The 12,660-nt window shown below is 35.0% G+C and carries 8 protein-coding genes; all 8 read left to right on the top strand.

Annotated elements, in window-relative coordinates:
• Positions 1–204: 204 nt before the first annotated feature.
• The 8 genes from KM029_RS26050 (at position 205) to KM029_RS26015 (ending at position 12,553) form a co-directional block, all read left to right on the top strand.
• Complete coding sequence (locus KM029_RS26050) at positions 205–2,232, top strand: glycoside hydrolase family 127 protein (RefSeq protein WP_144077338.1); 2,028 nt, start codon at positions 205–207, stop codon at positions 2,230–2,232.
• 158 nt (positions 2,233–2,390) lie between these two features.
• A complete protein-coding gene (locus KM029_RS26045; RefSeq protein ID WP_144077337.1) occupies positions 2,391–5,639 on the top strand; it encodes a glycoside hydrolase family 2 TIM barrel-domain containing protein in 3,249 nt (1,082 codons plus the stop codon).
• A gap of 39 nt (positions 5,640–5,678) precedes the next feature.
• The gene (locus KM029_RS26040; RefSeq protein WP_144077336.1) at positions 5,679–7,100 is read left to right on the top strand and encodes a sulfatase-like hydrolase/transferase; all 1,422 of its coding nucleotides are present in this window, start codon (positions 5,679–5,681) and stop codon (positions 7,098–7,100) included.
• Between the two features lie 27 nt (positions 7,101–7,127).
• The gene (locus KM029_RS26035) at positions 7,128–8,192 is read left to right on the top strand and encodes an L-rhamnose/proton symporter RhaT (RefSeq protein WP_144077335.1); all 1,065 of its coding nucleotides are present in this window, start codon (positions 7,128–7,130) and stop codon (positions 8,190–8,192) included.
• A gap of 126 nt (positions 8,193–8,318) precedes the next feature.
• Positions 8,319–9,479 carry a mandelate racemase/muconate lactonizing enzyme family protein gene (locus tag KM029_RS26030; RefSeq protein WP_144077334.1) on the top strand — a complete coding sequence of 387 codons (1,161 nt, stop codon included), beginning with the start codon at positions 8,319–8,321 and terminating at the stop codon, positions 9,477–9,479.
• Positions 9,436–10,902 (top strand): aldehyde dehydrogenase family protein, encoded by a 1,467-nt coding sequence (locus KM029_RS26025; protein ID WP_144077333.1) that lies wholly within the window; start codon positions 9,436–9,438, stop codon positions 10,900–10,902. Before KM029_RS26030 ends, KM029_RS26025 begins: the two co-directional genes overlap by 44 nt.
• Positions 10,903–10,923: 21 nt before the next feature.
• Entirely contained in the window at positions 10,924–11,910 is a 987-nt protein-coding gene (locus KM029_RS26020; RefSeq protein ID WP_144077332.1) for a 2-dehydro-3-deoxygalactonokinase, read from the top strand.
• Positions 11,903–12,553, top strand: a complete 651-nt coding sequence (locus KM029_RS26015; protein ID WP_144077331.1) for a bifunctional 4-hydroxy-2-oxoglutarate aldolase/2-dehydro-3-deoxy-phosphogluconate aldolase — start codon at positions 11,903–11,905, stop codon at positions 12,551–12,553. The genes KM029_RS26020 and KM029_RS26015 overlap by 8 nt, the downstream gene beginning before the upstream one ends.
• Positions 12,554–12,660 lie beyond the last annotated feature (107 nt).

The following is a 12,660-nucleotide window of genomic DNA, read 5'->3' as shown; positions in this document are numbered from 1 at the left end:
TGATTAAAGGAAAAGAAATTGACGAATTGAAAGAAATGAAAACTTGAATGATTTTTTAAAACACATAACCTTTCCTTTAATTTTTTCAACAAAAAAGACTGATATACTTAGATTATTTAATAGCGAACTTAGTTGTTTTTAACTAGAGAGTAGCACTAATTAAAAACAACTAACTCCTTCTGAAAACGAATAACATACGCAATTATGAAGAAATTAGTATTGGTGGCGTGTACAGCACTATTGTCACACTTGTCTGTTGGGCAAGAGAAAGGAATTTTAGGACAAAAGGATTCTCCTAATGTCGAACTAAAAAGTATTAATATTGGAGACTGTAAATGGACTACAGGATTTTGGGCAGATAAATTTGATGTCGCAGAACACGCAATGGTTCCATATATGGGGCAGGTACTAACAGGTGATGTTGGCCATGCTTTAAATAACTTTAAGATTGCTGCCGGAATGAAAGAAGGTAAGCATAAAGGTATGCGTTGGCACGATGGTGACTTCTATAAATGGATGGAAGCTGCAATGTATGTATATGCACAAAATGGAGACGAAAACCTACGTAAAGAAATTGATGGTTACATAGAAATCATTGGTAAAGCACAAGAGGAAGACGGTTACTTACAAACACAAATTCAATTAAATGAAAAAGTGGACCGTTATGAAAACCGTAAGTACCATGAGATGTACAATTCTGGTCATTTATTAACTTCAGCATGTATTCATTATAGAATTACAGGGCAGAGTAACTTTTTAGATATTGCTAAGAAACATGCAGATTTACTTTACTCAACATTTAATACAGAAGATCCTAGATACGGTCGTTTTGGTTTTAACCAAACACAAATTATGGGATTAGTAGAAATGTACAGAACAACAAAAGATGTAAAGTACTTACAATTGGCAGAAATCTTTATCAATAATAGAGGTAAATACAAAGTTGTTGATACTCCAGAAACAGAAGGTTATCCTATTGGTGATATGGTGCAAGAGCGTATTCCTTTAAGAGAATCATCTGAAGCAGTAGGACATGCAGTATTGGCATTGTATTATTATGCAGGAGCTGCAGATGTTGCTGCTGAAACTGGAGAAAAAGAATTAGTTGATGCGTTAGATAGACTTTGGGAAAATGTAACAGAACAAAAAATGTATGTTACAGGTGCAGTTGGTCAGGCACATTATGGTGCTTCTACAAGCAGAGATAAAATTGAAGAAGGTTTTATTGATGCGTATATGATGCCAAACATGACAGCATATAACGAGACTTGTGCCAATGTTTGTAACTCTATGTTCTCTTATAGAATGTTAGGTTTACACGGAGAATCTAAGTATGCAGATGTGATGGAGTTGGTGTTGTTTAACAGTGCTTTATCTGGTATCTCTATAGAAGGTAAAGATTACTTTTACTCTAACCCATTACGTATGGTAGATGGATCTAGAGATTATACAAAACACAATACAGAAAGCCCTCACAGAGAGCCATATTTAGAGTGTTTCTGCTGTCCTCCAAACTTAGTGAGAACTATTGCTAAATCATCTAACTGGGCATATAGTTTATCAAAAAATGGTATTGCAATAAACTTATATGGTGGTAATACTTTATCAACTCACTTAGAAGATGGTTCTGCTTTAGAACTTAATCAAGTAACTAATTATCCTTGGGAAGGAAGTGTAAACATAACAGTAGGTAAAAGTAAAAAACAGCCTTTTGATATGATGTTACGTATTCCAGATTGGGCAAAAGGTACTACAATTAAAGTAAACGGAGAAGCTGCTAATGTTGATGCAGTTCCTGGTAAATATGCTGTAGTAAATAGAAAATGGAAAAAAGGTGATATTATCACTATTGATATGCCAATGGAAGCTAAATTGGTAGAAGCTCACCCTAGAATTGAGGAAGCTCGTAACCAAGTAGCAATTAAAAGAGGTCCAGTTGTTTATTGTATGGAAACACCTGATCTTCCTGAAGGAACTAAGATCTTAGATGTTTATGTACAAGGAAATGCACCTTTAACGGCTTCTTATAAGCCAGATTTATTAGGTGGTGTAGCAACTATTGAAGCATCTTTATTACTAAGAAAAAATCAAGAAGCAGACAAAATCTATACAACAATAGATCGTCCTGAATTTGTAGAATATAAAACGGAGCTTGTTCCATATTTCTCTTGGAACAACAGAGGAAATTCTGAAATGACTGTATTCATGCCGGTAGTGTGGGGTGATTTATAGAGATTTTCTGAACTAAATAGCTGTAATCAACTTAGTATAAGTGGTAGATTTTAATTTTAAAGTTTACCACTTATACTTGTTTATAGCAATTGCACTTTTTTGTGGTTTAAATGTGTGACTAATAGCGGTGTAAACGAACACCAAAACTTAACTTAAAAATGAAAGAAAGACTATTTATTCTAATTACGAACTTAGTATTACTATCCAATTTTTTATTGGCCCAGCAAAATGATTGGGAAAACGAATTAATGTTTGAACAAAATAAGATGGTAGCCAGAGTACCTACTTATTCCTTTTATTCTGTAGAAGATGCAATTGAGGGAAATAGAGAAAAATCTCGAATGAAATCACTCAATGGATTATGGAAATTTAAATACAAACATACTGATCTTGAAAGGCCTATGGATTTTTATCAAACCAACTTTAAAGCTAAAGATTGGGAAGATATTATAGTGCCTTCCAACTGGGAATTACAAGGTTACGGACAGCCCATTTATTCTAATGTGGTATATCCTTTTACACCAAATATTATAGCACTTTCTAAAAACTCAATTAAGCAATCTGCAGTAGGAGGGCCTCAGCCACCAAAGCCACCTTTTATTTATAGAGATAACCCAGTAGGGAGCTATATTAAATATTTTGAAATGCCTACAGAGTGGAAAGATGAATCAATTATTTTGCATTTTGGCGGGGTGTCTTCTGCATTTTATGTGTGGGTAAACGGAGAAAAAGTGGGGTATAGCCAAGGAAGTAAACTTGCCGCAGAATTTGATATCACCTCTTATTTAAAACCTGGTAAAAATAAGTTAGCAGTACAAGTATTTCGTTGGAGTGATGGAAGTTACTTAGAGAATCAAGACATGTGGCGTTTAAGTGGAATACATAGAGAAGTGATGTTACTTGCTCAGCCAAAAATTGCATTAAATGACTTTTTTGTAAAAACGAAATTTGATACCCAATTACAAGATGCTAAACTTTCTATTCGACCACGTGTATGGGTAAAAGATGAAAAAGAAAATTTAAAAAAATGGACAATCAATGCTGAGTTGTATGATGCAGAAAATAAGAAAGTACTTGATAAACCATTAAGTATTTCTATAGATGAGATCTATAATGAACGTTGGCCACAAAGGGATATCAATAAATTTGGTATGCTTGAAACACAAATTAGGTTACCTAGAAAATGGTCTGCAGAAGATCCTTACTTATACAAATTGGTATTTGCTGTTACAAATCCCCAAGGTGATATTGTGGAGACAAGAGCACAACAAATTGGGTTTAGACAAATCACTTTTGGACAAAATAAAGAGCTTCTGATTAATGGAAAGGAAGTGAAAATAATGGGGGTAAACCGTCATGATCATCACCCTGTACGAGGGAAAGCACTAACTAGAGCAGATATTAAGAAAGATGTTGAACTAATAAAGCAGTTTAATTTTAATGCGGTAAGAACTTCTCATTACCCCAATGACCCGTATTTTTATGAACTTTGTAACCAATATGGAATTTATGTAATGGATGAGGCAAATGTAGAATGCCACGCACTTGGATCATTCATTCCTCAGCAACCAACATGGCCAGCAGCAATTATTAACCGAGTTATTAGAATGGTGGAAAGAGATAAAAACCACCCTTGTGTAATTTCTTGGTCTTTAGGTAATGAAGCGGGTACAGGACCAGCGTTTGCAGCTGCTTCTGGATGGGTAAAAGACTACGATCCAACAAGATTTATTCATTATGAAGGTGCGCAAGGCGACCCAACTCACCCAGATTACAAAGAAGAAAAAGCAGACATTCGAGCTATAAATAATGCAGCTTTGTATGCTAACCCAAGGGATCCATTTTATGTAGATGTAATTAGTAGAATGTACCCTAGTATTGACCAAATAGCCAATTTAGCCACTTCACCCTACATAGACAGACCAATGATTATGTGCGAATATAACCATGCAATGGGAAATGCACTTGGTACTTTAGGAGATTATTGGAATGTAGTAAGAAGCCATAAAAGTTTAATTGGAGGTTTTATTTGGGACATGGTAGACCAAGGGTTAGTAAAGACAGATGCTAATGGTAAAGAATATTATGCATATGGTGGTGATTTTGGTGATTTACCAAACGATAAAAACTTTTGTATTAATGGTGTTTTTGCTTCTAATAGAACACCAAATCCACATGCTTGGGAAGCAAAATATGTATTTCAGCCTGTAGCCTTTGAGGCAGTAAATACAAAAGAAGTTATTGTGATCAATAGGTTTGATTTTACCAATCTCAAAAACTATGAGCTACGATGGGAAGTACAAGAAGAAGGAATTGCGATCCAAAAAGGTAGCATTACAAACTTAGATATTCCAGCAAACCAATCTACAAAAATTACATTGCCCTATAAGCAGATCAAGTTTAAAGAAAACGTAGAGTACTGGGTAAGATTATCATTGCACGAAACAAACGATAGAAAGTGGTGTAAAAAAGGATATGAAATTGGTTATGAACATCTACAGCTAAAAAAAGCAGTTCAATTACCATACGTTTCAAAATCAAAGGCTTCAGAAGATGTTATAGATGGGGAGAATAACCTACTTATTTCTGGTAAAGATTTTACTATCAAAATCAGCAAGAAAAATGGGCAAGTAATATCCTATAAAAAAAATGATAAGGAAGTACTATTATCAGCTATGCGTCCTAATTTTTGGAGACCTCTAACAGATAATGATAGACGTTTTAGAAAATATGGTAAAAGAATGAAAATTTGGAAAGAAGCGTCTAAAAATTTAGAAACAATTGATGTGAAAACGGTGCTTCAAAATTCAGATAAATCGGTTATTAAAGTAGAACAAAAATATACTGATAAAATAAATTTAAGTACAACCTATTCAATCTATACTGATGGGAACATAGGAGTGAAAATGGAATTGGATGCGGACCCATCTTTGCCAGAAATACCAAAATTTGGAATGACAATGGGTATACCTGAAGAACTTTCTGAAACAACTTATTTTGGTAATGGTCCATGGGCTAGTTATGCCGATAGAAAAAGAGCTGTAAAAGTTGGGAGGTACACGACTGCAACTAAAGACTTATTTTATAATTATGTAATGCCGCAAGAGAACGGAAACAGAACAGATGTACGTTGGTTGCAATTAACGCCAGAAAACAAAAAAGGCGGTTTAAACATCACTGGGCTATTTAATTTTACTGTATGGCCGTATTCTATTGATAATATTGACCAAGCAACACATCCTTTTGATTTAGAGAAACAAGGTTTTTACACGTTAAACATAGATTTGTTTCAGGCCGGTGTTGGTGGAATGAAAGCAAAACCACTTCCATACCAACAACATCCGTCAGGTAAATATACTTTAGAATTTAACTTCAATCCGATTGCTAAAAATCAGAGATTGAATTAGAAATTATCGACACTAATAACATTTTTTGCATTTACTGAAATGAAAACAACAACTCTTTTAGCAACTCTTCTAATCCTAATTACAGCCACTTTTTCGGTAGCTCAGAAACAGCCAAATATTGTATTTCTGTTTGCTGATGATGCCGGATATGCAGACTTCGGATTTCAAGGGAGTAAAGTATACAAAACTCCAAATCTAGATAACTTGGCAAAAGGTGGAGTCATCTTCGATCAGATGTATGTTACAGCATCAGTTTGTGGTCCATCTAGAGCAGGTTTATTAACAGGCAGATACCAACAACGATATGGTTTTATAGAAAACAACGTTCCTGGTATTATGGATGATAATAGTAAATTTTTGGGAGATGAAATGGGTGTGCCTACCAATGTAAAAACAATGGGAGAGTATTTGCAAGAAAGAGGTTATAAAACCGCAATTTTTGGTAAATGGCACCTTGGAGAAGCAGATAAATACCACCCAACTAAAAGAGGTTTTGACGAATTTGTAGGTTTTAGAGGTGGAGCAAGAAGTTTCTTCCCATATACAGATGAGCAAAAGAAAGATCCACACAATAAGAATGTAGGTAAAGGAAGATGGTTAGAACGTGGTTTCGAAAATTTTGAAGAACACGAAGGCTATTTAACAAATGTACTTGCAGATGAAGCATGTGATTTTATTGAACGTCATAAAGACGAAAGATTTTTCGCTTTTGTATCATTTAATGCAGTGCATTTACCTTTGCAAATCGATCCTCAAGACAAGGATACCTACCCTGAATTGGAAGGTGTAAGAAGACAAAATGCACAGATGACTTTATCATTAGATAGAGCATGTGGACAAATAATAGACAAGTTAGAAGCATTAGGATTAACAGAAAATACAATAATTGTTTTCTCTAACGATAACGGAGGTCCTTCTGACAAAAATGCATCTAATAACTTTCCTTTTGCAGGAGTGAAAGGAACACAGTTAGAAGGAGGAATTAGAGTACCAGGTTTTATGGTTTGGCCAGGCAAAATAAAGCCAAATACACGCTTTGAAAAGTCTGTAATGACCTTTGATTTGTTACCAACTTTTTACACTGCTGCAGGTGGGAATGCTTCTAATATTAAGAATATAGATGGTGTAGATATTCTTCCTTACATAAATGGTGGGAAAAGCGGAGACTTACACGAATACATGTATTGGAAATGGGAAACTAGAGGTGTAGTAAGAAATGGTAATTGGAAACTAATGCGTTTTCCAGATAGACCAGCTATGCTTTTTAATACTAAGCAAGACCCGGGTGAGCAAAAAGATTTATCAGCAAAATATCCAGAAAGGGTAAATAAGATGTTCAAAGAACTTTTTGCTTGGGAAATGCAACTAGAACGCCCAATGTTTATGTTACGCACAGCAGAAGAGCAATGGTCAGCAAATCGTTTTGATCAGTTTAGAAAGCCACCTGCAAAAGTCAACTAATATTTTTTATTACAAACTATAAAAGAAATGAATTTACTAGCAATTACATTAATCGTATTCGCAAGTTTCTTTCAAGGTACATTCGGACTTGGAATGAAACATATCGCCCCATTAAAGTGGGAAAATTGGTGGCTAGTCCACTCGTTTATAGCCATGATAGCATTTCCAATTATTTGGTCTCTAATTGTGGTGCCAGAAACATTCGAAATTATTGCCGGAACAGATACATCTGTTTTAATGATGGCAATGATATACGGTTTCCTTTGGGGAATTGGCGGTATTTTATTTGGTATTAGTGTAGAGTACACTGGTATATCTATAACATACGGTATTGTAATGGGTTTAGCAGCATCTGTAGGATCACTTATTCCTTTGTTCCAAATGGAACAGTTGCCAAGTAATATCAATATGGTATTGGCCGGTGTTGCACTTTTATTAGTAGGGGTTGGTATTACAGCTATTGCTGGGGTCAAAAGAGATACAGTTCAGAATGGAGAAGAAGAAGCAAATGATTTTGATACTTTAGAAGATGATGCAGATGTTTTAACGTTGGCAGAACCTAAGGTGGCTGCTCCAAAAAAATCTATTAAAGTAGGTGTGGCAATTGCAACTGCTTGTGGTGTTTTATCAGCAGCATTAAATGTTGGTTTCTCTAATGCAGCTCCTGTTGCGGCATCTGCAGTAGCCAATTATGGTGCAGACCCTAAAGATGCAAGTTTAGTAGCTTGGGTAGTTGTGTTAATTGGAGCATTTATTATGAACGGAGGGTACGCTCTATTCAAATTAGTACAAAACAATTCTTGGGCATCATTTAAGGTAGCCAATAGCGGAAATGCTTATAAATGGTCAATTTTAGCAGGTTTATTCTGGTTTGCTGCTTTAGGAGTTTACGGGCAGGGAGCAGCTTTAATGGGTTCTTTAGGGCCTGTTATCGGATGGCCAATCTTACTTGGTTTAGCATTAATTATTAGTAATGTTTGGGGATATAGATCAGGAGAATGGAAAGGAGCAAAACAACCTTTTAATATTCTTTTAGGAGGTTTAGCAGTGTTGATTGTAGCCGTTTGTATTCTTGGTTACGCCAATTACTAAATCAATCTTTTTAATATGTTCAAAATGAATACTTGACTAACAAGGTTCATTTTGAACATCGACTAAACGACAAACAAACAACTATACTACTAGCAATTGATTATCAATATATTACTATCAAATGTCATGAAGATTAAAGAAATAAAACCATACGTTATATCACAGCAATTAGAAGAGCCCTTCTATTTCTCTCAATGGGAATATGCGTCTCGTAAAATTTGCTTAGTGAAAATAACGTTGGAAGATGGAACTTATGGATGGGGAGAAGGCTACGGTCCTGCAGATGTTTTAAAAGCAGGAATTGAGTTTTTTAAACCTTTCATACTAGGAAAAAATGCATTAGAGCACGAAGAAATTTGGCAGACAATGTATATGCGTTCTCTTGATTATGGACGTAGCGGAATTTTCCAAGCTGCTGTAAGTGCAATAGATGTTGCACTTTGGGATATTAAGGGTAAGGTGTTTAACCAACCGGTATCTGTAGTATTAGGAGGAGTGAAAAATCCAGTAATTCACCCTTACGCAACAGGTTTTTACTTTACGCAGTCGCCAACATTAGAAGATGATTTGGTAAAAGAAGCAAAGCTATACAAAGAACTTGGCTTTAAGGCTGCTAAAATGAAAGTAGGCTTGGGCATTGAAAAGGATGTGTTCTATGTAGATTTATTGAGTAAAGCATTAGGGCCAGATATTAAATTAATGATTGACGCTAACCATGCTTATAATTATAGAGAGGCATTGGAATTATGTGATCGATTAAAAAATTATAATATCGGATGGTTTGAAGAACCTGTTTCTCCAGAAGATTATAAAGGGTATAAGAAATTACGTGAGAATACACACATACCTATAGCAGGTGGAGAATGTGAATATTTAAAGCACGGTTTCAAACGTCTTTTTGATGCAGACGCTGTAGATATTGCACAGCCAGATATTTGTGCTACAGGTGGTTTAACAGAAGCCAAAAGAATTGCAACATTAGCTTCTTCTTATCATAAAGATATAGTTCCTCATTCTTGGGGTACTTGGATTGCTATAAGTGCGGCAGTACATTTTGTAGCAAATTTAGATAAAAACCCAGGCAGAATGTTTGGTGATGCTCCAATGATAGAATTGGACAGAACCGAGAATCCATTAAGAGATAATGTAACCTTCTCTGATGTGAAAGTGGAAAATGGAAAAATATTAATTCCTACAACACCAGGTTTAGGAGTAGACGTAAATCAAGAATACCTAGAAAGATATGCAAGCGATAGTAAAAGAAGCGAAGGAGTTGAAGTTTGGTAAAAAGAAACTTTACATTAATGGTGAGTTAGTAGACGGCGCAAACAATGATATTGCTTATGCTACATGTCCGCATGATAACGAACCAATAGCACAAGTTGCACAAGCAACTCTAGAAGATACAGAAAGAGCTTTAGAAACAGCTGAAGCAGGTTTTAAAATATGGTCTAAACTTCCGTTAGAAGAACGTTTAGCATGGATAGATAAGTTGCGTAATAAGTTATTAGAAAATAGTGATTTATTACGTACAGCAGTGAGCTTTGAAATGGGTAAAACTTGGGAGGCAACTGCAGAAGATATTGGAAGCATTACAGATTCTTTAAAGTTCTACGCAGATGAAATGCGTGTAAAAGAAGGTTTCTCTATTGAGGACAGAGCTGGAACACATACGCATAGAATGGTGTATCAACCTCTTGGTGTGGTAACTGCATTTTTAGCGTGGAACTTCCCATTACTAAATCTAGGTTTTAAGTTAGGTCCTGCATTAGCTGCAGGATGCTGTATTGTAATTAAAGCCTCAGAGTCTTCATCAATATCTTCTTTAATTATTGCAGAATTAGCACACGAAATCAATTTCCCTAAAGGGGTAATAACAGTGTTATGCGGTAATAGAAAAAATGTAGGTGTGCCATTATGCGAAAGTACCATTCCTCGTTTGGTAACCATGATTGGTTCTACATTTACGGCACAGAAACTAATTGAGCAATCTGTAAAAACATCAATTAAACGTTACTCAATGGAGTGTGGCGGTAATGCACCATTTATATTGTTTAATGATGGTAACATGGAAGATGCAGTAGGTATTACAACAGCAATAAAATTTGGTGGTAATGCCGGTCAGGTTTGTGTAGCACCAAACCGTTTATTTATACAAGAAGGTGTTTACAAAGAGTTTGTAGACAAGTTAGTTGCTAATGCAAACAGCACTAAGCTTGGTCATGGTAAAGAAAATACCCCAGATATGGGTCCTGTAGCCAACTTAGCTCAGTTGAAATCTGTAGAAAACTTTGTGGCCGATTGTGTGGCACAAGGCGGAGAGATTCTAGCTGGTGGCAAGAAAATAGAAGGGAAAGGATGCTATTATACTCCTACAGTAATTGCCATGGACAACCCGAAAGCACCTATTTTACAGCACGAAGTTTTTGGACCTGTTTGTGTGGTTTTAAAATTTAAAACTAAAGAAGAAGTAATGGTATATGCCAATGATTCTGACGCAGGTTTAGCTTCTTATGTATTTACTGCAAATGATGTCTTAGCAGATGAAATTGCTATGGAATTAGAGTTTGGAGAAGTACAACAAAATGGCGTGAAGTACGATATCAATTTACCTCACTTAGGTGTTAAAAATAGTGGTATTAGTATGGATTGCTCAAAATATGCTTTAGATGATTATCTGATTTTAAAGCGTATTTCTAAAAAGATATAAATAAACATAACGATTAATTAAATGACCTTACCTGATAAATTTATCAGTTGTGATTGGGGTACATCTAATTTCCGTCTTCGTTTAATCAAGACAGATACTTTAGAAGTATTGAATGAGCATAAAACTGATAAGGGCGTTAAAACACTTTTTCAAGAGTTTAAAGCCCAAAATCGTATAAATCAAGATAGATTTTTCTCTAATTACTTAACACAAGAAATTGAGAGAATAAGTCCATCATCAAAAAAAAATGTTGTGGTAGCATCTGGAATGGCCTCTTCATCAATTGGTTTAAAAGAGCTTGGTTATTCTGCCATGCCTTTTGATGCCAAAGGAAAGAACCTTTTCAGTAAGCATATCCTTCTAAATAAAGATCTTTCTGTTGTATTGGTTTCAGGTGCAAAAACAGAAAAAGATGTAATGCGTGGAGAAGAAATTCAAGCAGTAGGTTTGGCAGACTTCTTACCAATAGATCAAGAAGGTTTATTATTACTGCCAGGAACACACAGCAAACATATAAACTATGATAAATCTACATACACAGATTTTCAAACTTATATGACGGGAGAGATGTTTGACATCATTTCTACACAGAGTATCTTAGCATCTTCTGTAGAGAAAGCTCCTTTTAAAGAAGAATACAAATCGGCATTTATACAAGGTGTAGAAGCAGGTACTAAAGGAAATTTATCAAGTTCTTTGTTTTCTATAAGAGCACATGATATGATGAACAATAACTTTTTAGTACGTGCCGAAAACATTAGTGAAAGTGCAGCAAAACAAGAAAACTATTATTACCTAAGTGGTTTATTAATAGGTGAAGAATTATCTTATTTAAAAGAATCTTATAAGATGATTAGCGTTGCTGCAAATGGAACTTTGGGGCTATTGTATAAATATGCTTTAGAAGCAATTGTTCAAGATAAAAAACAATTGAACTTCTTAGATGAAGAGTTACTAGAAAGGGCTCTTTTAATAGGGCAGAAAAAAGTATTAGAGAGTTATGAATAAGCAAGTTTTTTCTTGGGATGCCTTTAACGAAGCTCCTGTAGTCGGAATTATGAGAGGTGTTTCTATAGAAACAATACATAGAATAATGCCTATTTATAGTAAAGCTGGACTGAAAACAGTAGAGATTACAATGAATACTGAAGGTGCCGCAAAGATTATAAAAGAGATGCGTCACGTTTATCCTGAACTAAATGTTGGAGCAGGAACAGTTTGTAACTTAGACGATTTTTTTAAAGCTGTAGATGCTGGGGCTCAATTTATTGTAACACCTATTGTAAACGAAGATATCTTTACAGCGTGTAAAAAATTGAACATACCACTTTTCCCTGGTGCATTAACGCCTACAGAGATTTATAAAGCATGGTCATTAGGAGCTTCAGCAGTTAAAGTATTTCCTTGCTCTCAGTTTGGAGTTGGTTACATTAAAGATGTTTTAGCACCATTAAATAAAATAAAGTTATTGCCAACAGGTGGAGTAGATAAATCTAATATTCAAGCATTTTTTAAAGCAGGTGCTGTTGGTGTTGGAATGGGAGGTTCTTTGTTTCCGAAAGACTTACTTGTTGAAGGAAAAGAAAATGAATTAGAAGAGCATTTTAGAAGTATAAAAGTAGCTACAGAAGCTGTTTGCGAACCAGCGTAGTTTTATCTGTTCTTTACGAACGAAATATTAATTTTAATGATTACTAAGGTATAGTTTTGATTGGCAATGCTAATGATTACTATACCTTTTTTAGTGAGTTTACTTTT

The organism is Flammeovirga kamogawensis, from assembly GCF_018736065.1.
In the GTDB taxonomy this organism is placed as follows: Bacteria; Bacteroidota; Bacteroidia; order Cytophagales; family Flammeovirgaceae; genus Flammeovirga; species Flammeovirga kamogawensis.
Note: the sequence above shows the minus strand (reverse complement) of the source record. Positions and strands in the feature narration are given on the sequence as shown.

Excerpts from the sequence above, each read along its gene's own strand:
- KM029_RS26015 (WP_144077331.1), top strand. The coding sequence starts at position 11,903 with ATGAATAAGCAAGTTTTTTCTTGGGATGCCTTTAACGAAGCTCCTGTA.
- KM029_RS26025 (WP_144077333.1), top strand. The coding sequence starts at position 9,436 with ATGCAAGCGATAGTAAAAGAAGCGAAGGAGTTGAAGTTTGGTAAAAAG.
- KM029_RS26050 (WP_144077338.1), top strand. The coding sequence starts at position 205 with ATGAAGAAATTAGTATTGGTGGCGTGTACAGCACTATTGTCACACTTG.
- KM029_RS26045 (WP_144077337.1), top strand. The coding sequence starts at position 2,391 with ATGAAAGAAAGACTATTTATTCTAATTACGAACTTAGTATTACTATCC.
- KM029_RS26040 (WP_144077336.1), top strand. The coding sequence starts at position 5,679 with ATGAAAACAACAACTCTTTTAGCAACTCTTCTAATCCTAATTACAGCC.
- KM029_RS26030 (WP_144077334.1), top strand. The coding sequence starts at position 8,319 with ATGAAGATTAAAGAAATAAAACCATACGTTATATCACAGCAATTAGAA.
- KM029_RS26035 (WP_144077335.1), top strand. The coding sequence starts at position 7,128 with ATGAATTTACTAGCAATTACATTAATCGTATTCGCAAGTTTCTTTCAA.
- KM029_RS26020 (WP_144077332.1), top strand. The coding sequence starts at position 10,924 with ATGACCTTACCTGATAAATTTATCAGTTGTGATTGGGGTACATCTAAT.